17 protein-coding genes and 1 tRNA gene are annotated in these 26794 nt (G+C 54.0%); 9 read left to right on the top strand and 9 right to left on the bottom strand.

Features of this window, described 5'->3' with window-relative positions:
• Positions 1–416: 416 nt before the first annotated feature.
• A complete protein-coding gene (locus RC85_RS05970; protein ID WP_068259865.1) occupies positions 417–1445 on the bottom strand; it encodes an AAA family ATPase in 1029 nt (342 codons plus the stop codon).
• Positions 1446–1752: 307 nt separating this feature from the next.
• On the opposite strand from RC85_RS05970, the gene RC85_RS05975 reads away from it, so the two are divergent.
• Positions 1753–3627 carry an ATP-binding protein gene (locus RC85_RS05975; protein WP_068259867.1) on the top strand — a complete coding sequence of 625 codons (1875 nt, stop codon included), beginning with the start codon at positions 1753–1755 and terminating at the stop codon, positions 3625–3627.
• A gap of 569 nt (positions 3628–4196) precedes the next feature.
• Here the strand turns inward: RC85_RS05975 and RC85_RS05980 are convergent.
• From RC85_RS05980 to RC85_RS05995, 4 genes are all read right to left on the bottom strand, one after another.
• Complete coding sequence (locus RC85_RS05980) at positions 4197–6359, bottom strand: transglutaminase-like domain-containing protein (protein WP_084422387.1); 2163 nt, start codon at positions 6357–6359, stop codon at positions 4197–4199.
• Positions 6356–7600, bottom strand: coding sequence for a DUF58 domain-containing protein (locus tag RC85_RS05985; protein ID WP_160148174.1), 1245 nt, complete (start codon positions 7598–7600; stop codon positions 6356–6358). Before RC85_RS05985 ends, RC85_RS05980 begins: the two co-directional genes overlap by 4 nt.
• A gap of 44 nt (positions 7601–7644) precedes the next feature.
• A complete protein-coding gene (locus tag RC85_RS26645) occupies positions 7645–8784 on the bottom strand; it encodes an AAA family ATPase (protein WP_420852604.1) in 1140 nt (379 codons plus the stop codon).
• An 85-nt stretch (positions 8785–8869) separates the two neighbouring features.
• The gene (locus tag RC85_RS05995; RefSeq protein ID WP_068259875.1) at positions 8870–10186 is read right to left on the bottom strand and encodes a hypothetical protein; all 1317 of its coding nucleotides are present in this window, start codon (positions 10184–10186) and stop codon (positions 8870–8872) included.
• A 91-nt stretch (positions 10187–10277) separates the two neighbouring features.
• Between RC85_RS05995 and trhA the strand changes: the two genes are divergently transcribed.
• The 3 genes from trhA to RC85_RS06010 all read left to right on the top strand — a co-directional run bounded on the left by trhA (position 10278) and on the right by RC85_RS06010 (position 14777).
• Complete coding sequence (gene trhA / locus RC85_RS06000) at positions 10278–10952, top strand: PAQR family membrane homeostasis protein TrhA (RefSeq protein WP_068260054.1); 675 nt, start codon at positions 10278–10280, stop codon at positions 10950–10952.
• A 399-nt stretch (positions 10953–11351) separates the two neighbouring features.
• Complete coding sequence (locus RC85_RS06005) at positions 11352–11987, top strand: hypothetical protein (RefSeq protein WP_068259878.1); 636 nt, start codon at positions 11352–11354, stop codon at positions 11985–11987.
• 417 nt (positions 11988–12404) lie between these two features.
• Positions 12405–14777, top strand: a complete 2373-nt coding sequence (locus RC85_RS06010; RefSeq protein ID WP_476748591.1) for a hypothetical protein — start codon at positions 12405–12407, stop codon at positions 14775–14777.
• Positions 14778–15423: 646 nt separating this feature from the next.
• Here RC85_RS06010 and RC85_RS06015 read toward each other — a convergent pair.
• From RC85_RS06015 to RC85_RS06030, 4 genes are all read right to left on the bottom strand, one after another.
• Positions 15424–16212, bottom strand: coding sequence for a transposase (locus RC85_RS06015; protein WP_068259883.1), 789 nt, complete (start codon positions 16210–16212; stop codon positions 15424–15426).
• Positions 16213–16607: 395 nt separating this feature from the next.
• Positions 16608–17087, bottom strand: a complete 480-nt coding sequence (locus tag RC85_RS06020) for a hypothetical protein (protein WP_149752896.1) — start codon at positions 17085–17087, stop codon at positions 16608–16610.
• A 141-nt stretch (positions 17088–17228) separates the two neighbouring features.
• Entirely contained in the window at positions 17229–18452 is a 1224-nt protein-coding gene (locus RC85_RS06025) for a hypothetical protein (RefSeq protein WP_068259889.1), read from the bottom strand.
• Between the two features lie 34 nt (positions 18453–18486).
• Complete coding sequence (locus RC85_RS06030; RefSeq protein WP_068259892.1) at positions 18487–19095, bottom strand: lysophospholipid acyltransferase family protein; 609 nt, start codon at positions 19093–19095, stop codon at positions 18487–18489.
• A gap of 236 nt (positions 19096–19331) precedes the next feature.
• On the opposite strand from RC85_RS06030, the gene RC85_RS06035 reads away from it, so the two are divergent.
• The 5 genes from RC85_RS06035 (at position 19332) to RC85_RS06055 (ending at position 26584) form a co-directional block, all read left to right on the top strand.
• Positions 19332–19405, top strand: a tRNA-Arg gene (locus RC85_RS06035).
• A gap of 366 nt (positions 19406–19771) precedes the next feature.
• Complete coding sequence (locus RC85_RS06040) at positions 19772–21301, top strand: DUF3375 family protein (RefSeq protein WP_068259895.1); 1530 nt, start codon at positions 19772–19774, stop codon at positions 21299–21301.
• Entirely contained in the window at positions 21298–21966 is a 669-nt protein-coding gene (locus RC85_RS06045; RefSeq protein WP_068259898.1) for a DUF4194 domain-containing protein, read from the top strand. Before RC85_RS06040 ends, RC85_RS06045 begins: the two co-directional genes overlap by 4 nt.
• Positions 21967–22034: 68 nt before the next feature.
• The gene (locus tag RC85_RS06050; protein ID WP_068259901.1) at positions 22035–25430 is read left to right on the top strand and encodes an ATP-binding protein; all 3396 of its coding nucleotides are present in this window, start codon (positions 22035–22037) and stop codon (positions 25428–25430) included.
• On the top strand, positions 25427–26584 hold the full coding sequence (locus RC85_RS06055) for a Wadjet anti-phage system protein JetD domain-containing protein (protein ID WP_068259904.1): 1158 nt from the start codon (positions 25427–25429) through the stop codon (positions 26582–26584). Before RC85_RS06050 ends, RC85_RS06055 begins: the two co-directional genes overlap by 4 nt.
• Positions 26585–26794 lie beyond the last annotated feature (210 nt).

The following is a 26794-nucleotide window of genomic DNA, read 5'->3' on the forward strand; positions in this document are numbered from 1 at the left end:
ACCCGGATGGCTGCCCCACATCAATTCTCTGGGTCGGTTTCGCGGCTACGCCGCGAAACCGACCCAGAGAATTGGTGAGAGATAACGCTGCCATCCGGGGATTTACATCCCCGGCAGAGAGCTTCCGTCCCGCCGGGACTATTTACGAACGTTATGATCGCGGATCGATAAGCGACAATTTGCATTTATTTGTTCGACTTCCCTTGGGATGAGTGACGACACCAATCCGGCAGTAACTAATACGACGTTCCCTGCGAAATGACCTGCGAAAGGCGACACTTATTCCCCGCTCGGTCCTAAACGCGTGGGCATCGCCCCGCGCGTCGTGCTGGCCCGAACGCGCGGGGCGATGCCCACGCGGTTAAACAATTTAGAAACCCTTCACAGCGTTGGGCGGTACGGCCTTTCAAAAACCACTACAAAACCTTCGCTGGTCCAGTCGTTTGTTCGTCGATCATTCGGCTGATCAAATCATCGACCGTGATGCCGTCCGCTTCCGCGGCGAACGTGGGGACAATGCGATGTCGCAGCACCGGATGCGCCAGGGCTTGGACATCATCAATTGTTACATGCGTTCGTCCCTTCAATAGCGCTCGCGATTTTGCGGCCAGCACCAGTTGTTGGCTGGCGCGAGGCCCTGGGCCCCACTGAATCAGTTCCCGAACCCAAGGCTGACAATCAGGATCTTTAGGGCGGACGCTGCGCACCGAATCCAGAACCCAATCCTTGACATGTTTTGGTAGCGGAACACGACGAACGGTGCGTTGGAAACCGACGATGTCCTCACCACTGACCACCGCATCGATCGCAGCAGCAAAGGTGGACGTGGTTCGATCGACAATCTCTGACTCTTCATCACGACTGGGGTAATCGACCACGACGTGAAACAAAAACCGATCTCGCTGTGCTTCGGGCAGCGGGTAAGTTCCTTCTTGCTCGATTGGATTTTGTGTCGCTAAAACAAAGAAGGGCTCATCCAATCGATAGGTCTTTCCCGCAGCGGTGACCTCGTGTTCCTGCATCGCCTCCAGCAATGCCGCTTGAGTTTTTGGTGGCGTTCGGTTGATCTCGTCCGCCAACAACATCTGAGTAAACACGGGCCCTTTCTCAAAAATAAACTTTCGACGACCTGTTTCCGGATCCTCCTGGATAATGTCCGTCCCCGTGATGTCACCGGGCATCAAATCCGGCGTAAACTGGATGCGGCGGAACTTCAAATCCATCGATTCGGCCAACGTGCGAACCATCAGCGTTTTTGCTAGGCCGGGAACGCCTTCCAGCAAGCAATGGCCACGGGACAAAATCGCGATCAACAATTGCTCTAAGACCGTTTCTTGTCCCACGACAACTCGAGCCACTTGTTGGCGAATTTGGTTGCATGAGTCGACTAAACGTTCAGCCGCGGCAAGGTCGTCATCAGATTCAATCGGAGGTGGAAGAACCATGGAGGAAGTTTGAAGAGTGAAAGGTGAGGAGTGAAAGCCAACGCCGTGAAGGGTTTCTAAGCTGTTAAACCGCGTGGGCATCGCCCCGCGCGTCGTGCGGCCGCGAACGCGCGGGGCGATGCCCACGCGGTTAAACGAACTAAACACGTGTTTTCCGGGACCAAAACTGCTCACGGCGTTGGGTGAAAGCTGCTGCCGTCTCATCTTAACAGCCAAATCGTTTATGATCTTTAACCACTCGCCTTCCAACCCTAGAATTCCCGTTGACGGCCTTTCACCCTTCACCTTTCACTCTTCAAACTTCCCAATGGCCTCTTTGTTTGTTGTCCGTGGCCGAGACCAAGGAAAGCACTTTCAGCTTTCCCGGGGAGCAATCAAGATCGGGCGTGACCGAAATAGTGAAATCCAGCTCTCAGATTCGGAATCGTCGCGTCACCATGCCGAAATCCATTCTGATTCGACCGATGGATTCGAACTGGTTGACTTAAACAGCAGTAATGGAACGCGGGTCAACGGTAAGGCCATTGATCGAGTGGGCCTGGCGAGCGGTGATCGAATTGAAATCGGATCAACCTTGTTGATCTTTACCGGCACCACGCACACGACGTCAACTTCCAGTCTTTCGAGTAGCGAAGATGGTTCTCGCTACCTTGCGACGGGAAGCAGAATTCGCAGCGGCAAGGAAATGGAAGCGGCGCATGGCGTTGATATCGTTCAAAAAAGCCAAGTTGACGCTAGCCGAATCGTGTCTTCTCTTTCGCAAGCAGGCGTTGCGCCGTTTGAATCTCCGGTTCAATCTCTGGCCGACGATCAAGGTCCCCAATCCCAGGACCAACAACGCCATCTCGAAAGTGGGCTGAACGACGCGGACCGATCTTTGGAAGTGATGTACTTGACCGCGATCGCCGTTGGTCGAACCGACGACTTGGGCGAAGTTTTGAATCGGGTTCTTCGATTGGTTTTCGATTGGGTGGAAGCCGACCGAGGTTGCATCATGTTGCGTGATAACGAAAGCGATGATCTTCGCGCGGCAGCTCGCTGTGATCGCGATGACGCAAAGAACTCCGTTCGCGGCAAACCTATTTCCATCAGCCAAACCATTCTGCAATGGGTGATGGAAAAAAAGCAGGGCGTCCGCACCAGCGATGCTCGCGATGACGTTCGTTTTGACGCAGCGGCATCGATTGTCACCGCCGGTGTCCGTGAAGCTTTGTGCGTCCCGCTTCAAGGTCGTTACGGGATTGTTGGCGCACTTTACGTTGACACCTACACCACACCAGGAAACCTGATCGCCAGTGGAAACAAAAAGCGTTTCAATGACGATCACCTTCGATTGATCACGGCGATCGGGCATCAAGCTGCACTCGCCATCGAAGATACCACCTATTACTCGGCGCTGGTGCAAAGTGAACGCTTGGCAGTGATGGGCCAAACGATTGCAACATTGTCTCACCACATCAAAAACATTCTGCAAGGCATTAGTGGCGGCAGTTACTTGATCGAATCGGGACTCGGACGTGATGACACCGATGCAGTCCGCCGGGGATGGAGCATCGTTGATCGCAACCAGGAAAGAATTTCAAATCTGGTCATGGACATGCTGACGTTTAGCAAAGAACGCGAACCAGAAAGAGTTGACGCCGACCTAAACGAGACGGTTCACGACGTGTTGGAATTGATGCAGGCTCGCGCTGGCGAATTGGGTGTCGAATTGGGCAGCGACTTGGGGACTGACCTACCCGTTGCCTCGTTTGACCAAGACGGGATGCATCGCGCAATCATGAACTTGGTCACCAATGCGATCGATGCCGCGTCAGGAATGATGGCGGTGGAGGATGATTTCGATTCAGACGATTCAGAGGATCAGGAAATCAAAGAATCGCCGAAGGTATTCGTGCAAACGACCTTTGATCCTAAAACGGGATGGATGATCGATGTCGTTGATAACGGACCAGGCGTTGCACCGGAGGATCGCGAGAAGATCTTCTCGCTCTTTGAATCTCGTAAAGGGATGCGTGGAACAGGCCTGGGATTGCCCGTTAGCGCGAAAATCATGCGTGAACACGGTGGAGAGATTGACATCGTGCAGCCCGAGAATGTCAGCGGAACCTGCTTTCGCCTACGCCTACCACCTATCGGAACGCGTACGTCGGAAATGGAAAACCGGAAAACGCTTAGCTGAAAGCGGCGCTGGCCCGTTTAGCCGCTTGGGGAACGCCTAGGCTGACGAAAATGTTTGCGTGGAGGGAAACTGGACGGCTTTGGGGATTTGTGGCTGACCGGCCTCGGTGTTGATTGCAAAATGAACACTGAAAAATGTAAATTGACCAGCAAATACCGCTTCCCAAGAATTTTCAGTTTGCAATGTTCATTTTGCAATTTGCAATGTTCGACTGGTTCGCGAAAAACATCACCCACCGCATTTTCATCAGCCCAGGCAACGCCCCGCGTGTCGTGCGGCCCCACAGTGCGCGGGGTGTGTCCACGGCGGGGGGCCGCCATGCTACTTTTCGCACCGCATGGACGCGCGGGGCGATGCCCACGCGGTTAAACAATTTAGAAACCCTTCATAGCGTTGCCCGGCAGGGGCGGCAGCGAGCATTTATCGGATCGATTACCCCTCCGGGGCAAGTCATGTTTTCTGGTCGATTACCGGTGGCCGTTGGCCACCGGCAAAGTGCTATTACCCCTCCGGGGCAGTTCAATGTTTTTAGCAAGTGCCATTGGGCGATGCGCACGCGGTCAAACAGTCTATCCCATCCAATTTTGCGGCATGATTCCCTGATAGCGTGCGTCTGCAAAACTCCGAAGCCACTGGGTTGCTCGAAGGGTTTTTGCTTGTTTTGCTTCGGTTAATTGATTCGTCGGCTGGGACACTTCCAGCTCAACGCGGTTCGCAAATTGATAAAGCGATTCACTTGGTTCGCGAACAAATCCTTTGCGGCCAAGCATGCGATCCACACGAGCCAACATTTTCCGACAAACCCGCTCGGCAACTTCACCTGGTGTCTCGTTGGCTCTCCTAAGCCGTCCAACCAACCAACCGATCAACCCAATCAGAATCGCGACTTGGCCGTATCGGAAAATCACGAAGAACGTGTCGGTTGCTCGTATCGAAAACAGATAACCCCACATGTTGCTTAGAAACCCTCTGACACCACCGCCCGAATCCGATTCACCAGCAAGTCCTGCATCAATTTCGGTTTGGGATGCCAACACATCCGGTGGCGAAACACTCTGGTAGCTACGTCCGGGGGTTGATTCGACTGCGAACCAACGCCGCGCCGCGTCGTCGTAGGCTTCGGCCCAGGCGTGTGCGTCGCGATTGCGCGCCAGCCATCTGTCCCGATCGTCACTCTCTTCGTCGGCAGCGTAGCCCACGACATATCGACTCGGGACACCGGCGGCTCGAAGCAAAAGCACGGTCGCGGTCGCAAAGTACTCGCAGTGCGCCGGATGGCGACTGTTCAAAAAATGCAAAACTGGATCAACGTTGGGCGGACGGCGGATCGATTCCAAGCCATATGAAAAATTGGATTGGAAGTAAGCTGCGACTGCATCCGTTTTCTCTTTTGTTGATTGCGTATTCGCAAAAACAGTATCCGCGATCAGGGTTAGTCCCTCCCGCTGCTGCGGTGCAACTTCTGTCAAAAGCATGCGCTCGGTCTCGGACAACGTCACTTCTGCTGGACCAGATTCAGCCCCGACGACGTACGGTTTGCTGGTATCGACCCCCACTCGTATTGCTTGATGACAAGTGATGGTTAGCGAATAGCTTCTTGCTTCCATCCAGCGAGTTCCAAGCGGCACAAAAGCGTTGTTGCCGCGCATCGGATCACCAACAATTTCCATCTGCGCTTGTCTGCCTGAAGCCACAGGTGCAAGCTCGAATCGATTTAGCTTTGCGCCCGAATTTGATTTCAGTTGGACTCGCCCACGTCCACTGGGCGAAACGGATCGATCAGCGAGCGGAGAATCGAGCAGGTCATCGCTGGGGATTTGTTCGGTAACGCTGTACCAACGTGAATCTCGATACAGGTCAAAAACATTGCCTCTTAAGTAACCCGGGCGCTGGTTTGAGAGAATCACCATCACGACAGCTTGTGGATCGATCGTCAAATGCTGTCTTATTGAACCTAAGCTGCTGCCACGCACATACCTCATTCCGCCGACCAAACGATTGTGCTCAACCACCTCGATGGTTGATCGCAATCGTTTCTGCAAATCGTTTTGAATCGAAGGTAAAAACATCTCCGTCACGCTGGCGACCGCACCAGTGACCATCATCAGGGCAGTCGCAGTTGCGATGATGACAACGCGACGTTGTCTAAATGCCTGGCTTAAATGCTTCTCAGTGCTCTCTGCGATTTGAATGGCTTGTCCCTCAGCTCCACGCGACGCTCGCTGCGGGAAAACGATCTTTGTTACCGACAAGAATCCCAGACAAGCAAAAACGCCGACGGTTGTCTGCGCCTGAAGCGAACGGCTGACGCCCCCGGATGCCACGCACAGTAAAACGACCGTCAAGCCAAGGAATGGCATCAGCGCGTGTCCTCGTGACGGCCGAAGCGACCATAGCATTAACGTTGTCAGCAGAGAAAAATGGGCCAGCGTATCCACCGCGACTGCGACCACGTTCCCGCCTTCGCCCAGGTTGCCGGGAACCCGCCAAGCAATCGAAATGACCGCGATGATCAGCATTCCCACCATCACCGATAGTGGCTTCAATGGTGATCTCACGTCGAAATCATGATTGGCTTGCTTCCGAATCAAACCACTGCCATGAATCCCCATAACCAGGGCGATTGCTAAGGCAAAGAAACCTCCCAACGTGATCCATTCATCGAAGGTCGAACAAACCAGTGCAGCCTGAGCGGCAACGATCATTCCCAGTACACGTACCGACCGATTCATGACGCATCCCTCACTTCAGCCAAGTCGGGTACTGCATTACCACGCAGCTTGGGTTCCGATTCGTAGCGAACGATGTTCACTTGCCCAATCGAACTATCCCGGTATTCGGTCTGATGGGTCATTCCTACGTCCTGGTCCCCTTGGTTTGGGCCAAATCTTTTTCGGACGGTAAACAAGATCACCGACTTGGGATCAACATTGCCAAGAACCGTTTCAATCCGTCGCTCACTTTCATTGGCTTCGATCATTGTAGCGGCAGCCAATTGCACCATCAATTTTGGCAAGTCAGAAACGCCAAGATAGTCGGACCCTAGAAACGCGGATGCAGGTTCACTTGAAACATACATGCGAGTTGCCACCGACAACCGGCTCCAGTGCTCGATGGCGGTAGCGACCCATCGCAATAGCTGTTCAAAATCAGCTTCCTGTTCTTTAACGGACTTATCGCTATGAATCGAAGTATCAACGGACGAATCAACAATAATGGTTGCCATCCGCGTGGAAGGGCTTTGGAATTCTTGCACGATCGGTCGCCCAAGCCTGGCCCACGAACGAAAGTCCCAGCGTCGAACCGGCATTCCAACTTCATACTCGCGATTGCCTGCGAAATCAAAGCTGTCGCCTGATTGCCATCGCCGAGTCCAGCGACTGATTTGATCGATCAAAGCTCCGCACATCACGTCCTTATCACGATCCAAAGGCGCGGGAGCGATGGCGATCGATGCGTTACCATCCCACGCTCTCTTGCACTCAAACAGATGAAACGGAAACAGAGTCGTCGCTTCGACTGGCGGCAAAATGTGAATACCGCGTCTGAATCCTTTGAGCGAAACATGGGTTTGAAGCCGTCCGTTTGCTTCAATAAACGGAACCATCTGAAAGCTCTGTTGATCGCATGGAACGATTGACCGTTCACGGTTCGAAAGCAATCGACTCGGCTGATTCTCAAATCCAATTCGGTTGTCAAACGTTGGCAATCGACCGCGATGGTGCAGGTGCATCGTGACCGAGAACGAGTCACCCGATACTGCATAATTGGGCAGCGACAATTGCACCGCCAATCTTGGTCCAAGCAAGCGGTTGACGATAATGCCAATGACCAGCATCGTGGACGTGGCCGCAAACATGCCCATCCACGGGTAACCCCAAACAATGTTCAGCGAAACAATTGCGATCAATAGCAATGACGCCGAGGCTCCGGTCATCGATCGACGAATGCCCACCAGTAGCGAAACGGGCATCCACAGCAACCTCCAAACGCGGCGTCCAGCGTGCATGTTTTCGCCTAAACGGGGATGTCAGTCTTCTGCAAGATATCTTCGACGATCCGCATCGCACTCGAACTCGATCCCACGCCGCTTCGGGGAACCAAGCGGTGTGCGATCACTGACACAGCCAGCGATTGAACGTCATCTGGAATCACAAAGCTGCGTTGTGACAACATTGCTTTTGCCTTGGCCGCTTGCAGCAACATTTTGGACCCACGCGGACTGCACCCAACGCGAATCCGAGAATCGCGACGTGTCGAGCCGACTAGATCCACGACGTAGCTGGCGACCTTACGTTCCACATGAATCTGCCTGACCGCTGATTGAAGCGTCAACAATTCGGAACGATCCATCACGGGTTGATGACGGCTGCCATCGTCCCTCCCTTCGTCTGATACTAATTCATCCTTCGCTTCCATCAGCAAATCGATCTCGCTTTCCGCATCGGGGTAGTCCATGGAAAGACGTAGCAAGAAACGATCAAGCTGGGATTCGGGCAGCGGGAACGTGCCCTCAAAGCCACTGGGGTTTTGCGTCGCGATGACCAGGAAAGGTTGCTTCAGTTCGTATTGATTTCCGTCAATGGTGACCTGCGATTCCGCCATTGCTTCCAACAGCGCACTTTGGGTCCGAGGTGACGCGCGATTGACTTCATCTGCGATCAGTAGATCACAAAAAATGGGGCCGGGCCGAAACTCAAACTTGCCGGTCGCAGGTTGAAAAACCGAACTTCCCAAAATGTCGGCTGGCAACAAATCCGGCGTGCATTGAACGCGAGCAAACTTCAAATCGATCAACGAGGCAAGCGATTTTGCGAGCGTCGTTTTGCCGACTCCCGGAACGTCCTCCAATAATACTGAACCGCCGGCCAGCATCGCGGTAAGCACAGACTCGATCACATCCGCTTTACCGCGGATGATGTTTTGCAAGCGGGAACGGACTTGATCTAATTTGCGTAGCGATTCTGTGATCTTGGCGTCTTCAAAAGGAGAAACGCTTGCATCTTGGTTGCCGATGCGAGGTCTGTCATTCCCAAGCTCGGGTTGATGTTCAGAAACAAGTGACTTTTCACTTGAAGGAGGGTCTTGAGACTCAGATGGGGCGTCTCTAAACGCAGACGCGCCGTCGCTAGACGCAGACGCGCCGTCGCTAGACACTGATGAGCCGTCACTAAACAAGGGGCATATCCAAGATGCGGAAAGCAACAATAGAGAAAATCGTAGGGGTTCAGCGTGCCCTAGTTTACGAATACTGGCAAGGCGTGTGTAAATTCTGAACGTTCTTTTTTCGATCAATCCACGTAACGGGTACCGGGCTATCCGCCAATTGATTCTCGGCCTCATTCGACCTCAGTGCAAACACATGAAGATCCTCGCTCGGGATCGCCTGCAAATCTAAGCTGCCGGGACACCGCCATTCACGCTCCTTTCGCCAGTCATAAGTTTTACCGACGGGGTGAAATCGAAATCGATCATCGGGTTTTAGTTTCGTCTTCATTGCTGGCTGGCCGTAGATGACTGGTTGACACCCCATCGCTGTGGCAGCGGATCTGCGAATCGCGACACCGAATGGTTCATAATCCCATCGGCCCAAGTGGGGACGAAAACAACGCTGAGACAACGTAAGTGATAATGTGTTTTCAGTCAGGCAGACCACCGGGTAATTTTTGGACGTGGCAACCGATGACGCTACCAAACGACCGCTTCTTAGAATCTGTTGCAGCGAATCGAGCGGTTGGCGATTCAAAACAGACCGATCACCAAGGATCATCGAATCGCGGTATTGATTGATCGTCTGGTCAGGCCATGGTCCCGTCGGGGCGCGCGTGCAATGAATCAACCATTGTCCCGATTGCGTTGCCCAGGAAGCGTCAGTTTGGAAACTGAATTCCTCGGACGACGTGGATGACGTGGACGATTCAGCAGCAATCTTTTCCGAATCGATGCTGAAATCGAACCAGCCGACTGCACCGGCTTGGACCAATGCGGCCGCGTCGGACTTCAGCGATTTGGAAACACTGGCCGGCGGGATCGCGACGCGGATCGACGCATCATTGGATCGCAACATGCGAGACCGCAACGCTGCCGAAATGCGACCGCCCCGTCGCACATGGACTGCATCGATTCGGTCGGCAATCTCTAACAAAATCTGATCACGAGAAAGCGACTGCTCTTCCGATCCAATCGAGATTTCAGCGTGTGTTTTTTCGCAGCGCTGATTCGAAGACTTCTCGCTAGCGACAGCAATACGAACAACCGGCGCATCAAAAAGTTCAGCAGCTCGAATCGCCCAGGGCTCGATCGCCGAACCAGACGCGACCAACAGAATTGCGTCACGGCGACGACAATCCAAAATGCTCCGCGATAAAAATCGACAGACGTGCCAATGGATTTCAGAGCGATGTCCAAGCCGGCTGCTGGTCAACGCGATCAAGGTCTTGGAAGATTTCAGCCAAGCATCCGGGTCGTCCACTGTTGCCTTTCCCAGCACGTCGGCGATTCGCTGTTCGCGTTGTCGATTTGGCCGCCCATGCCTGAGTTGTTCTGACCACTCCTGCATCGATCCATCCCTAGCGAGTATCATCCGGACTTTACGCAAGTTCATTGTACTGGATTTGCATCGCGATCACCAAAACCAGATTGTTTGTTTCGTGGAAGAACAGTTCGCAGGCGATTCATCCGTCGATTTAGAGACAGTTTTCGATGACACGCCGTGGCAGGTTGGTCAGGAATGGGCGAACGCATTGACGCACGGGTTGGCTGCGATTGGAACGATTGCAGTCGCAATTCCGTTGTTGGCGGCGACGCAGACCACCGGGATGATGTTGGCGTGCGGTGCCTACATGGCCTCGGTTTTTGGGACGTTTACCTGTTCGACGCTGTCGCATTTGGTGCGTCCCAGCCCGTTATTGATTCGATTGCGTTCTTGGGATCAGGCTGTCATCTATACCATGATCGCCGGTACCTACACGCCGCTGATTTATCGTTTCGCCGATGACAGCGTTCGACCGTGGTTGTTGGGGGCGGTGTGGATTGCGGCCGGATACGGTTTTCTGGGGAAGGTGGCGTTGAAGCATCGCGTCAATTCAATCAGCACCGTCACCTACCTTGCACTGGGTTGGCTACCCGCAATTCCGCTGATCGGCCGCGTACCGGGGAACGTCGTAATGTGGATGTTCATTGGCGGTATTCTTTACACCGTTGGCGTTGGATTCCTGATCAACGATCGCAAAGTTCGTTACATGCATGTGATGTGGCATTTGTTCGTGATCATGGCGGCACTCGCGCACTACTGGACCATCTATCAACACGTGGTGGTGCTATAGCAACGATCGGGGAAGTTAGTGTCGCCTTTCGCTCCGCGAAAGTAGCGAATCTACTACTTTCGCGGAGCGAAAGACGACTATAAGAAATCGCACGTTCCTTAGTCGCATCATTGGTATTCAAAATTTTTCGCAAATGATGTTGTGCTGAAAAATCCTCTAGCACGAGCGATGCGATCGCCTGACGAATATGCGGGATCTAACGATTGTGAAGGCATCGGTTGTGAATCCCTCGGCTGGTTAATCAGTATTTGTTCGCCTACTTGAAAACACGAACTAGCTTCGGGGTTTCAATGGGTTGCGTGAATGTTTACTGAACACGCGTCCCAGTAAGACACTGGTACGTGTCTTGATCCAACACCTGTGTTTTTCATCCAGATTGAAACCGAAAGAGTAACCACCATGAAGTCAACTTTCCGAACACGATCGCTGATCGCTTCGCTCGCGATTGCCGCCCTGACGTTTGGCAGCCTGCAAGCTCAAGACAAAGATGGCAAGAAGGCAGCGATCGCCAAGGCCAAGCCAGTAGCACGCGCCGTTGCGTCCACCCCCAAAATTCGTCCGCTTAGCGTCTCGGTTGACTTGCTCAGCAAGACACGGCTGGAAGGCACATTGACCGACGCGACGACCCTTGAAATGCAAACCTCGTTTGGCGGAGCCAGCATTCCACTTTCCGAAGTCGCAGGCATCCGTTTTGCTTCGGCTGAAAATGCCTCGACAACCGTTGTGATGCTTAATGGTGACTCGATCACCGGTGCAACCGACGTAAAATTGGTAACGGTCGAAACCGAATGGGGCACTGCAACGATCAACGGGTCGAACATTTCTTCGATCATGTTCGTTCCCGGCTTGGATTGGAATCCGGCATCGGGTTTGAATGGCAAGCGATGGAACCTGATCAACGAAAAGACCGCCGTAAAGCCTAAGACCACCACGGTTCCCGCGACTTCCAGCAATGGACGAACGATGGCTCCACCGGCACCACGTCAAAGCTACCCGAGCAACATCCAGCCAAGCCAGATCTACCGAACTCGCTAGTTGATTCGGATGGAATCATCGTTGAAAAACGATGGTTTCTGAGCCAAAAGAGCACAAAGGCGGCCCCGTCAGCGGATGGGGCCGTCTTTTTTTTGCTTTCGTAGTAGTGAACGATTGTATTGAACAGCGTTTGACCTACTATCGAGTAGTCCTTTGACCCAGCAGGGTTTGGGGACCGCCCTGCATTGATTTGCAGAGCAAAACCGCTCGGCATTATGCAGAGCAAAACCGCTCGGCATTATGCAGAGCAAAACCGCCCTGCATTATGCAGAGCAAAAACCGCCCTGCATTATGCAGAGCAAAAACCGCTCGGGGGATGCGGATGTCCGACGCCATGTACAGCACGGCACGCAAAAACGTTTGAAACTCGTTTCTTTTCCCCTATGGAGGATTTCTACTGTGAAGTGGATTTCTCAATTGTTCTACGCGTCGGCATTCCTGTTGACGACAGCCAGCATCAGTGCGGCTGGAAACTGTGGCTGCGACCCTTGCAGCAGCGGATCTGGTGCTTGCACCGGCGGTGCCGGCGGCATGTCGTCCAGCTACGGCATGGTCGATGGTGCCGGTTCGGGTGCTTCGCTTGGTGCCGGTGGCGCTTGCGGACCATCAGTCAGCTATGAAACGCGAACGGTAATGCGTTCGCAAATGGTCACCGAAACTCGCGAAGTTCCTGTGACGACGTACCAACGTCAAACTCAAACACGCATGCGCAGCGTTACTCGCCGCGTCGCACGCGTCGAAACACGCCAGCAAACCTACACGGTCAACGTTCCGCAAACGCAAACGCGTACCGAGAACTACACCGTTCAAGTTGCTGTTCCTTACACCGAGGAAGTGCCGTACACGGTTCAGGTTCCTGTGACAACGCAAGTTCAGCAGTCCTACCAAGTATCGGTTCCGTACACCGAGCAAGTTGCGCAAACGTACACGGTTCAAGTTCCACAAACCTCGCAAGTCGAACAGACTTACACGGTCAGTGTTCCTTACACCGAAACGCAAACGCAAAACTACATGGTCAACGTTCCTTACACCGAGCAAGTCGAACAGGCTTACACGGTTCAGGTTCCTGTTCAACAAACTCGCGAAGAAACCTACACCGTTAGCGTTCCTTACACCGAAAATGTCGAACAGACTTACACCGTCAACGTGCCCGTCACTTCGACGCGAACGCAGACTTATCAAGTCAGCGTTCCCTACACCGAAATGGTGACGCAGAACTACAGCGTTCAGGTTCCTTACACAGAAACGAAAACGCAAACTTACAGCGTTAACGTTCCTTACACCGAAACGGTACAGCAACCTTACTCGGTCACGGTTCCTTACACCGAAGCAGTTCAGCAGAACTACACGGTGCAAGTTCCTTACACCGAGCAAGTCGCTCAAAACTACACCGTTCGAGTACCAGTTCAGGAAACCCGCACTGCTTACCGAACGGTCAGCAAGCGAGTTCCGGTAACTACCATGCGTACGGTTAGCCGTGACATGGGCAGTTACCAAAGCGTTCCTGTCACCGTCGGTGGCGGATCGTCCTACAGCAGCAACTACGGCGGTGGCGGTTACGCCAGCGGCGGACGTCGCAGCGGTGTTCTGGGTGGTCTGCTTGGCGGATTGCTCGGTTGCAAAGGCGGAAACGGATGCGGCGGCGGTTCATCCTGCGGCAGCAGTTGTGGAAGCAGTGGCGGTTGCGAATCCAGTTGCGGATGTGCACCTGAACCAGCTTGCCCGACCGTTTGTTACAAAAAGGTTTGGGTTCCAAACGTTGTTTGCGAACAAGTTCCTTGCACCACGTATCAAACTCAGTGCAGCCAAGAACCGTACACCTACACGGTCACCAAGTACACGTGCCAAACGCAAACGCGAATGGTTCCTGTCACCCGGACTCGCACCGAAACTCGTTCGCGTACGGTCAACGTGACCAAGTACACGACCGAGCAACGCATGCGTGCGGTTCAGGTTCAACGTTGTCGAACCGAGCAACGCTCGCGCGACTACACCGTCACCAAGTACCGCACTGAAACTCGTGCTCGTCAAGTTCCCGTTCGTCGTTGCCGCACTGAAACTCGCACCCGCGAAATTCCAGTCACCACGATGACGACTCAAACGCGAACTCGCACTGTGCCTGTCACTCGCACCCGAACTGAAACTCGTACTCGATCGGTTCCTTACACCGTCATGACGACTCAGCAACGGACTCGAATGGTCACGGTTCAGAAGACACGTCAAGAACAACGGACTCGTAGTTACCAAGTGCAAAAGACTCGCACTGAAACTCGCACCCGTACTGTTCCTGTCACAACGATGACGACTCAAACTCGCACCCGCATGGTGCCTGTCACACGTACTCGTATGGAAACTCGCACCCGCATGGTTCCTCAAACGACCATGACGACCGAGCAACGTACTCGTACCGTCAATCGCACTCGAATGGAATCGCAAACGCGAAGCCGTCAAGTGAACTTCACCGTGAACGTACCCGAGCAGCGTACCCGATCTTACAACGTGACTGTCTATGACAACGTCACCGAGCAAGTGCCGGAAAACTACACCGTGTGCGTTCCCGTTCAATCGACTCGCACCGTTCAAGTGCAAGTGTGCAAGCAAGTGCCATCGACCGTTCAGGTCCCGGTATACAGCTACAACACTGCACCTGCGATGTCGTCTCCTGTAATTTCTTCACCAGTAATGTCGTCACCGGGCATCAGCAGCGGCACCATCATTGATGGCGGCAGCAGCACGATGGGCGGAAGCTCGATGCAAACTGGTGCTGGTTGCACTAGCTGTGGTGGTTAATACCATCCATCCCGAACAGTCATTCAAAGTGAGTGACTGATAGAAAACGAAAGCCTCGCAGTGAAAACTGCGGGGCTTTTTTTTGGCCGAAGAACTAGCTGGACTACGCCATTCCGAACACCAACATCAGCTAATACGAGATCACCAGCCGCAACACGATACCGATCGTCCAGCTTTAGATGGTGCCATGAATGCATCGCAAACCAGCCAATCTAGCCGCGTAGCACTGACAGCCCTTTGCCGTAACGCTGTGAAGCTTTTCTAAATTGTTTAACCGCGTGGGCATCGCCCCGCGCGTTTCGTTCAGCGTGGACGCGCGGGGCGATGCCCACGCGGCTAAACAAAACAATGGGCTTTTACTGGATAAAATCTCTTCACGGCGTTGCCTTTGCCGGGTGCCATGGCCCTCTAAAACGGCACCACCTCAACTTGTTCGCTCGGTAACCATCAGTTGCGGTCCCGCCGAGGCAAGCTCGGACGAAAACAGTCCCTCGCGAAATCAGCTTCCCCTGCGATTCCTCCCCGCTTCCGCCGGGCTCGCCCCGGACGGAGCGCACAACTGGCGGCTACCAGCCAACGCCAAAAACAATCATAAATTCTGAATTTTCAGGCCTCCGCTCCGGGCTGTCCCGGCGGAGCCAACGACTCACGACTCAAGCTTCCGCACCACCCCGCGATCATACCCACCAAACGTCCCGACATAATAGCTGAACTTCAGGATCGGTTTCATCTCGTACACATGCGCGATATTGTTCATCAGCGATAACGCCACCGACTGTGGAGAATCCGTCACATCAGCACCGAGCAGCACATGCACATGGTTGCTCAACAATCCAATGCGAGACAATCGCCACGGCTTCTTCTCGCAAGCACGAACAATCACGCGACGCACTCGCTGCAATTGAGAATCGCGCACCTCGTGCCAGCTTTCTGCATTCTCCACGACGACTTGCAGCGAGTTTAGGTATTTTCCGTAAGTGCCTATCGAGGTTTTCGAGAGATCAACGGATTCGTCATGGAACTGCGCGGCTTCGATTCGTGCCTGAACCGCGTCGTCGGCAATCGGATGCTTCGCGGTCTGCCCAGCGACGTACTGATCCAGGACATTTGAGTTTGCTTCGCCGACGCTTTGGATGTGGTAATTGCGACGGAACGCCTTCGGGTTTTGGTCGCGAATTAGATACTGCAAGCGACCTTTAACACTGCGAACAATATCTGAAGGCGATGATTCAGGACGGGTACTGGCGAGGAATTGAATTGTGTTTTCAGACCGAGCATTGGCTGAAAGAATTCGCACACCATCGGCTTCCGTGGCCGCTTGCAGTTCTTCGAGCCAAGCAGATTGATCTGATAGGTCCGATTTCCCGAACAGCGCGAGTGACCAATTGAGTTGGTACGCTGCGGTGGTTTTGTCGGCTGTGTAAATTGGTTCCATGCGCGGGTGCCAAGCCGAGTCGTTGATCCCGCCGGGGCAAGCCCGGAGCGGAGATCGCGAAAGGGAATATAGGACGGTTCGGTTTTAGTTTAGCGTTAGTAGCTGCCAGTTGTTTGCTCCGCCGGGACAAGCCCGGACGGAAGCAATCACTCACGATATCAGCTTCCCTTGGATCGGCACCGCGCTTCCTCCTCGCTTCCGTCGGGCTCGCCCCGGTCGGAGCGCACAAGTGGCGGCTACAACGCAGACTCAAGAATTACCCATCTACATTCCTGATTTTCAGGCCTCCGCTCCGGGCTCGCCCCGGCGGAGCAAACGACTCATTTCTCGTATGCACCCGAGTCGAAGAAACCGCCCTCGGACAAATCAGTGGCGACGTAAGAATTTCGGATTCGTTAGTTCTCTTCTACCCTCTTTTCCTTTGATCCGTCTTTTGACGCGCCAAGGGTCGCGAAAACACAGACGAGCGTGAACAGAACCGCCATCATCAGGTTTTGCTCGTAACGAAAGTAGTCCAACCAATGGATGGGCCGAACATCAGGCAAGCTCTGTAGTCGTTGCAAGCTTGCAACTCGAACGCAGCTATGGCTGTGTAGTCGTGACCATTGATCATGCGGGGTTGGTCGCAGGTAAGAACGTAAGGCGTCGATCCGCACGCCATCGGGAACGCCGTAGGTCTGCATCAATTCAATGGCATCAACCGTTGCCAGTTCATTGCTGAAGTTCAATTTGGGACTACTGGCAAATCCGCCTCGTCGGGTGCCAAATCTGCCGCTTAAACGCTGCCGGTTGACCAGTGTCTGGTGAACGAATTCGCGATGCGAATCGATATCGAGGGGCCGATTGATCCGTTGAGCGAGTTTCGTGATCGCCAACTGCTGTTCCAGATCTACCTGCCAGTGAAACACTCCGCCGGGACGGAGCAGTCATCGAGATTCGCTTCGACAATGAGCAGGTTGGTGGCAGCGTTTCATCAGCGGTCGCACCACTGGATCATTGTGCTGGATACTACCGAACTAGCTTGGCGATGCGTCACGTACCGTGACAAACCTCCGCGACACCCAGTTAGCAAAATAGAACCAAGGCAGCAAAAGCCCGATCCAAGCCCAAGTCAAAACATTAGCGGTCACGAAGTCGGCATAGAAAAGCAGCCCCAATGCTGCGATGAACTCCGCAAACGGCTTGATCATCCCCGTCACCAAAACAATCGTTTCCGAACGTATCCGTGGATCCAAGATTGAGTAGGCCGCGGCCAAACCCGGATCATGAAGTGCCCGCCGCAACACGTTCAGACCGCTGCCGACGGTGAACACAAGCATCAACATCGGTAAAGAATCTGACGCCACTGCGGCGAGTCCCATCACCGCCAGGCAAACCGGATACATCCTTAGCGGCACGCCAATGCCGAACCGATCGAGCAGCTTACCGGAGGCTGCAAGCTGGATCAGCAAAATCAATCCATCGCTGATCGCGTAGAACGCTGCAAAGTAGCGAATCATCTTTTCTTCTGACAACAAGTAATCATTGACCACAACATTCCATTGATAGCCCACCAGCGTCAGTACAATCACTTTCAAGGCAACGAGTGCCGCCAACCGGTAACGATAGTGTTGCAAACGGTTGGACGTTTTCGGAGGAGCTTTTAAGACGCTCAGAGCTTCGTTCTTCGGCTGCGTCCAATCCGGCAAGAAACACGACAACAACATTGTCATGGCATCCAAGCCCGCAATGACCGCCAACCAAGTTGTCGCGGAAATAACAGAAGCTTCGTAAGACAGCAGAAACCCGGCTAAGATCCCGGCAATCGGTGCCCCCGCAAATACCAATACAAACGGTCGAGCAGTGGTCGAGTCGGCAAAAAAATCGTTCGCCATAGTCGTGGAGTAGACCGTATTCAAACAGCCACGGACTTCCGCCAAAACAAAGATCGTCCCAACCACGACGAACGAATACGGCATCGTCACAATCTTCAACGACAGTATCAGTGTTACAACGCCCAGCGCAAACCAAGTCACCATCAAGCAAAGACGATGATTCGCATAGCGAACAGCAAATCGCGTCAGAAAGGAAATTGCAATCACCGCAATCGCCGACGCGCTCAAAGCAAGCGGCAAGGCTTCACTGCCGACCCGTGCCATCAACAGGCTGACGCCAAGAGCACGAGTCAGGACGTAAGCGGCAGTGCTTAGGAAGGAAAACCCAAACAGGGTCGCCGTCGGATTCGGTTTTCCAACCTTCAAAACATTCCCTCGCTCGCAAAGATGTCCAGTCGCACTACTTCTCTTTCAACCTCAACACAGCCGAGCGAGCCCTCGCTAAAAAATCATTCTTTGGCTCGCCAGCTTCTAAAAAGATAGGCGGTCCAATCGTGATGCATGACAACAGGGGAACCGGCAACACTTCGCCGCGCGGCAAGATACGATTGACGTTGTCAATATAGACGGGAACCAATTCAAGGTCGGGACGTTTCTTCGCCATATAGAACAGACCACTTTTAAACTTCCCCATTTCATCCTCGTTCGCCGACCGTCCGCCCTCAGGAAACATGATTAGCGAATACACGTCGCCCATTTGTTGCAACATGATATCGATCGGGCTCTTGTGAACCTTGATCTCCTTGCGATCGACCAACAACGCATTGAAACTTTTGGCCAAATGCGGTTTTAACCAGCCGCCGGTCCAGTAATCCTTCGCCGCGACCGGTCGAGTCACGCTGCGCAGCTCGCGCGGCAGCGACGACCACAACACCACCGCATCTAAGTGGCTAGTGTGATTGGCAAAATAGATACGTTGGCACGTGTCAGGCTGGCAATCGACCCAGCGAACGGTAAATCCGCTGAAAAGTTTGGCCAACAACACGATCGCGTGGCTGGTGAGCGTCATGGAGCAGTTGGGCTGAATCACAAGAGCAGCACAAAACAGCGCCGCATCACCCGCCCAGTTTAGCCGCTAACCATTCAGAAACGCAGACCACTGAATAACGCCTCACAAGGCAAACGAAACCAAGAACCGCATCAATCCCGCAAAAACCGTTCTTCCAGAGCGCCACTAGCAATTCTGTCGCCATTCGATACACTTTCCGGCGTCGCCAGGAGACACAACTCGTCTTCCACCGACACGCCTCCGTAGCTCAACTGGATAGAGCATCGGTCTTCGGAACCGAGGGTTAGGGGTTCGAATCCCTTCGGGGGTACTCTTTTCAATCTGCGGAATTGGCCCTCCCGGCCAGTTCGCGGGTTGGGAGTCCTTTTTTGGCCAAGCTGGCGGGTCAAGAGACTCCGTGATTCGGGCGTTTTTTTGATTCCTGTGATTTGCCCTGGGCCTCTTTTCCGGAATCGGCTGCTCCAAATCCGCATGGGTTGCATCCGTCTCAACGGTTTTTTTTCTGCGAACCATCGCGCTCTCGGTTCACAAAGTGGCTGCTAGTTGCCACGCCGTTTGCCTCCGACGCACCGAACCAGACGGGGCGTAGGCAGCTAGGTCTTTGTGAATTGAGAAGCGGTTTCACTCTGCACCGTGGAAGGACCGAACGTGTCACGGAAGAAGTTACAATCCCGGCATGGAAATTGAGAGACTGGTCGCTTTTCTGGAATCTTCACCCACGGTTCGTTTGCTGCGTGCCGATCAGGCGGCGTTTGTGGTGTGCTTTTTACGCAAAACGCTGAAGCTGACGAGCGAGGATTCGGCGATCTCGTTGTCTCATGAGGAACTTCAGCACCAACTGACGACTTTTCAAGAACAACTTCGAGACGATGGCTACGACGCGTTCTCGGGAACCCAGGATCGCTATCTTCGGGAATGGTCCGATGCGGGTTGGCTGCGGCGGTTCTTGCCGGCTGAATCGTCGAGCCCGCATTATCAATTGACTCGTTACGCCGAAGACGCGATCGGATTCCTTGAAAATGCAGTCTCGCGTGAACACCGAATGGTCGGTACGGAGAGTCGATTGCGGTTGGTCATCGATACGCTGACTGACCTGGTGCAGGGAGCGTCGGCGGATCGCGATTTGCGACTGCAAACATTGGTCGCACAACGTGACGACTTGAACCGCCAAATCGACGCAATCCGCGGCGGTGCGGAAATCGAAACCTATCATCCGGCTCAGGTGCGCGAGCGGTTTCATACGGCGGTCGATCTGCTGAAGACGCTGCAAGGCGATTTCCGTGCCGTCGAAGATCGCTTTGAAGAGATCGCTCGCGACGTCACTCGCGGCGCGCTGAATGTTGACCGCGGTCGCGGCGACATTTTGGCCGGGGCACTCGACGCGGAGGACTTGGTCAAACAACAAGACGAAGGCGTTAGCTTTGATGCCTTCGTCGCGTTCCTGTTTTCGCCCCAAGCCCAAGCAAAACTTCGTGAGACGATCGGCGAAGTGACGCGATTGGAAGCCATTGCCGATCAACGCGGTGCGATTGAACATGTCCGGGCGATGGTGCCGTCGCTATTGGCCGAAGCCGAGAACGTGCTGCGTCAGACGGGACGGTTGTCACAAACGCTCCGTCGGTTGTTGGACAGTCAATCGACCAGCCATCGCAAGCGTACCGCCGAATTGCTGCAAGGAATTCGGACGTTGGCGTCGAAGATGAAACAATCAACTCAGCAAACCGGCGAACCCGTGCCCAGTGAAATGGGTTTGCGAGTCGACACAACGCTGGGCGTCAATTCACCACTGGCCCGACCCTTTTGGACGCCGGCCCAAGTTTTCGACATCGCCGTCGAAACCAACGAGATCGATTGGGAAACCGCCAAACGGCAAGCTCGCAAGTTGTCCGGGCTCAAACGCTTGCAATGGGATCGTATGCGAGCATTGGTTCATCAGATCACCGATCTGCAAACCAACATCACGTTGTCACAGTTGTTGGAACATCGCCCGCCCAAGGTTGGCGTGATTGAATTGGTCGGATGGATGCAGATCGCTCACGAAGATGGTCACAAAATCGATGCCGAGGCGATTGAGCAAGTGACGGTGACGACGGACGATCCGTTAACGGGCGAGTCGAGCACCGTTCGCGTACGCATCCCGTTGGTCACCTTTTCAAAAACCCAACAAACCGAAAACAAAACGGTTCGCAAAGGAAAACCGAGATGAATGAATCGCCTTCGGATCCGAACTCATTCACCAGCGACGCTTTGCCCGACACGCTGCCGCCTCCGGTGCCGTGGGCACCCGCGGCGGTTCGGTTGCTGCAAGGCATTGTCTACCACGACGACGCCGGCGACACGTGGGAACGAATTCTATCGGGCGTCACGCCGCTGACGGATTACTTCGCGCGCATCGGGTTGCAATTGATCGTCAATGAAGAAGACGGGATGGCCTATTTGCGTCAGATTGATCCAGAGACATTGCCGCCTGAATATCCACCCATCCCCAAATTGTTTCGTAGCATGCGATTGACGTTTGAAGCGTCACTTTTGTGTGTCTTGCTGCGCGAAGAATTGCGACGGTTTGAGGAAGAGATTCATCGCGACGGTCGTTGTGTGGTAACGCAGTCGGCGCTATTGGAAGTTTGGCAATCGCTCGTTCCTGAGGACACTGACGACGTGCGTGCGAATCGAAATTTAGGCGGGCAGCTTCGCAAGTTGGAAGAACTGAAATTCGTTCGGCAATTCGACAAGGAGCCACCAAGCTGGGAGGTGCGGCGAATTTTGAAGGCGAGGTTGCCGCTTCAAGAATTGGAACGATTGAGAAGTGATTTGGAGGCGGAATTGAAACGACGCGGGGAGAAAGCAGGTGACGCAGAGGATGCCTTGTGAAAGTTCTATCTCCCGCGTTCCCCTCTGCGTCTCTCGCGACTCCGCGTCAATTTATTAGTGAATGATCGATGACCAAATTGCCCAAACAAAATCGACCGCTCGAATTGTTCGCCGACGATGACCTTGTCTTGAAGCAAACAACGCCAGGTTTTCGTCTCGCAACGTTCGAAGTTTTCAACTGGGGAACCTTCGATGGCCAGGTTCATTCGATTTCGCCGCAGGGCACCTCTTGTTTGTTGGTCGGGGAAAACGGGGCCGGCAAGTCGACATTGGTCGATGCGATGCTGACATTATTGGTTCGTCCAGGCGTGCGAAATTACAACGTCGCGGCCGGAGCGGGGAAGAAAGAACGCGACGAGCGAACCTACATTCGCGGCGCTTACGACCGGACCGCCGGCAGCGACGAAAAGCCCAAGATCCAGTACCTGCGCGAAGGCAATGGGTTTTACACCGCGCTGTTGGCAACCTTCGCCAGCGGTCGATCCGATCGGACGTTCACGATTTGCCAAGTCATGTATTTGACGTCCAGCGGCGACAAGAAAATCTACTACGCCTTCGATAAGAAGCCTCGCAGTATTGCTGGCGACCTGGGCGACTTGACGTCCGGCGGTGACATCAAAAGCACGCTCACCGATCGCGGCTTTGACGTCACCGAGAGTTTCAAAACGTATCACGGATGGATCAAGCGATTGGTCAAGTTCCGGTCCAAGGCTATGGACATTTTCAACCAGACCGTCGCGGTCAAGGACGTTCAACGGCTCGATCAATTCATCCGCGATCACATGCTGGAGAAAAAATCGTGGAATGATAAGGTCAGCAAACTGCTCGAGCATTTCGCTCAACTGAGCGAAGCCCACCGGGCGCTCGTGCAAGTGCGTCAGCAATCTGAATTGTTGGTTCCCATCTTGAAGGCGGGTGAGCGGTTTCGCAAAACCAACGTCAAACTGCAATCCGCCCGCGACGAATTGGCTGCGGCAGGACTCTTCTTTGACGTCGCGACCGGCGACTTGCTGCGGCCGATGTGTCAGCAATGGAAGTTGCGGATCGAGCATTTGAATGAACAAATCACGCTGCTGGATCGATCGTTGAAATCCAAACGTGGCGAAGCGGCATCGGTGGAGCACGAGATCGGGCACAGCGGCGGCGCGAGACTGCAACAGCTTCCGTTTTTGATCGAACAACAAGAACAGCATGCGGCGTCCAAGAAAGAGAAACGGCTCGCCTTTGAGGCGAAGATCCAGCAAGTTGGCATCCGTCAAACGATCAACAGCCCCGAGCAGCTTGAAAAGGTTCACTGCCAGATCGCGGAGCAACAACAACGCATCGCGGCAGAAAAAACAGCGGCCGTCAGTCAGCTTGAAACACTGAACTATGAAATCGGGACCTTGCGTCAAGAACTCGCCGCTGACGAAAACGAACTCGAATCGCTTCGTCAACGCAAAGGAAATCTGCCCGATGCGTTCATCGAAATTCGCGGTGATTTGTGTACCGCATTCAAACTGTCGCCCAGCGACCTGCCGTTCGCGGCCGAGTTGATTTCGGTCGATCCGGATCACGGACGTTGGGAAGCCTCGATTGAACAGGTGCTTCATTCGTTTGCACGCACGTTGTTGGTCCCTGACGATCTGTATGCAAAGGTTTCCGGCTACGTCGATTCCCAACGTTTGACCGATTCGCGTGGTCGTGGTTTGCGACTGACCTACGATCGAGTCGGCGCTCGCACGTCCGCGACGTCGCAACGATGGACCGAATTGAGTTTGCCGGACATGTTGCTTTACCGTGACGACCATCCGCTGGTTCCGTACGTTCGCGGCGAGATTCTGTCGCGGTTTGACCACTTGGCGTGTGATTCAATCGCCGACTTTCAAATGGCCGGTCGCCGCGCGATGACCATTCACCGACACGTCAAACAGAACCAACGTCAGCATGCCAAGGACGACCGTGCCAGCCTGGGCGACCGCAAACACTTTGTTCTGGGTTGGGACAATCGTGCCAAACGCGAAGCGTTGGAACATTCGATTCGCGAACAAAAAATAGCGATTCAAAAGAAGACGACGTCGGCCGAATCATTACGCCGCAGCAACGACCAAGCGACGCGGCTCATCAGTCTTTTGGATGAACTTTCCGTGGTGACGCAGTTCGATGCGATCGATGATCACCGGCATGATTTCGAAGCGTCGCAGTTGAGACTCGAAAAGCAGAAGTTGGAAGCGTCCAACGATCAAGTTCGACAGCTCAAGGCAAAGCTGGCCGCGCTCAATGCCGAGGTCGAGGGTCTGGAGTCCGACCGTGATCTGTTGGTGGGCGAACGGTCGAACTTGCAAACCCGAATCGGTGATGGCGAAACGGTTCTGAAACGTGTCGACGCCAAAGTGCAGCAAGCTCGGGCGGAGGATCGTTTCGCAGCGGCCGAGAAATTCTTTGACGGGATCACCACCCAGATCGGTGAACGAAAGCTGACGCTGGACAATCTCGGGATCCTGCCGCGGGATGTTTCGGATGAATTGGCGGCGAAAGTCAATGAACTGGAAGAGCGCATCGATCCGCTTCGGGATAACTTGACCAAAGCCATGAGTCGGTTGTTGAATCGGTTTCCGGTTTTTGAATCGGAACTGGATCCGACGCCTCAGGCTTTGCCCAGTTTCGAACAACTTGCCGAGCGAATCAACAAAGACGATTTACCGCGTCATGAACGCCGCTTCAAACAACGACTCAAAGAAAAGGTGTTGCAAGAAATCGGTTTGCTTCACGGTTCGCTCGAAGACGAACGCGAGGAAATTCGCAGCAAGGTCGAAACGCTCAACGAAGCCCTGCGTCAACTCGATTGGAATCCCGGCACGTTCATGCGGTTGGAACCGAGCGACACGTCGGACGCGGAAATTCGTGACTTCCGGCGTGAGCTTGCCGGTTGCCTGGAAGGCACCCTGGGCGGCACCGACGAGGCGAACGAAGTGACGTTCAAGAAGATTGAAAAGCTGGTCGATCGGCTTCGCGATGACGCGAACCTTCGTTGGCGAGAAAAGGTGATCGATGTCCGCAATTGGTTCAAATTTGCGGCCCGCGAATACGACGCGGCATCCGGTGAGGCGGGCAGCTATTACGACGGCGGCACGGGTCAATCCGGTGGCGAGAAAGGCAAGTTGGCGTTCTTGGTTTTGGTGGCGGCGATCGCGTATCAATACGATTTGCAACCAGACGATCCGGCCAGCGAGCGGTTTCAATTCGTCATGGTGGATGAAATGTTTTCGCGCAGCGATGACACGCGGGCCAAGTACGCGCTGAATCTGTTTGAACAATTTGGATTGCAACTAGCGATCGTCGCACCGCTGGATGCGAAGGCGCGAATCACCGAAAGCTATGTCGGCACCTACGGTCACATCATCAAAGACCCGGACACGCACCGCAGCCAGTTGATCAGTTTGACAACCGAGCAGTACCGAGCCGCCGCGGGCGATGAATCATGATCGACCCGCAATCGATCCGCGACAAAGCGAAACGTTTGTTTGGCAAGGCGATCAAGGCGTGGTTGGCGGGCGAGATGGAAGTTTTTTTCCCCCACCGAATTCCCGCCAACCTGACACCGTCGAAGGATCAATCCAAAGCGATCGCGGAAGTCGAGTCGCTGCGTGATCACAGCCAACAAGCAACCGGCGCTGGATACCGCATCGAATGGGAATCGCGTCGCAGTCGAACGCACGGGAGGAATGATTTTCCCCACGCGATCTTTGTCGACACGATGGAGGATCTGGCTTGTTTGAGCAACCGCATGGACGACTGGAACAGGCTTCAATCGTCGGTTGATCTTCTGCGAAGCCGCCAGCCGAATCTTGAAAGCTGGCTGCGAAAGGGAACGAATTGGAAGCTGCTGCTGGAGTTGTCGGATGGGCTTTCGGATTTGCTGTGCATCTTGGACTACATGGTTGAACATCCGCGACCAGACTGTTTTGCCCGCGAACTTCCGGTCGCCGTATCGACCAAACTGATCGAACAGCATCGTCGTCGACTTGCGAGCTGGTTGGATCTTCTGCTGCCACCCCAAGCGATTGATTTTCGGTTTGGGTATGACCAATTCGAGCCACGGTATGGGCTTCGCTACGCGCGGCCGCATTATCTGTTGCGAGTTCTTGATCAGGATTTGCAACACGAGCTCGGTCTTCCGTTTGACGAGCTTTCGTTACCTGCGGAATCGATCGCCAAGCTACCGGCGAGAGATCAACGAGTCATCATTGTCGAAAATAAGGTGAGCCTGCTGTCGCTGCCACCGATGCGTCGAACGCTCGCTCTGGGCGGCCTCGGCAATGGCGTGACCCAGCTTTCCGGTATCTCGTGGCTGCGACAGTGCGATGTGATTTACTGGGGCGATCTCGATGCCGATGGCTTTCGAATCCTCGATCGACTACGAGCTGTTCTTCCCCATGTTGAAAGTCGATTGATGGAGCAAGCGGTCGTGGACGAATTTCGTCATCTGGCAACAGACGGCAACGGCGACCAGCCACACGAAACTGAAAATCTCTGTGAAAGCGAACGTCAGTGCTATCACTTCTTGTGCCAAAGAAACCTGCGAATCGAGCAAGAACACTTGCCGAATGTGTTGATCCACAATGCTTTGTCACAATGAGATTTTCAAGACTCACCGTGGGCGACCATTTCACGCCACTGCCTTGACATTTCGCGTTGACGTTTCCAATCAAGTGTTTTGGCGATGGATCGGCTGGCAAAGCGAGCGGAACACCTGTCCGCTTCGGGAAAACTCTGCCGGCTTGATAACGCGGCGATGTTGCAAGGGGCGTGCCAATCGCCCATGTCTGATGGATCGAAATGTCAGCGG

Source organism: Rubripirellula obstinata (assembly GCF_001642955.1).
Taxonomy (GTDB): Bacteria; Planctomycetota; Planctomycetia; order Pirellulales; family Pirellulaceae; genus Rubripirellula; species Rubripirellula obstinata.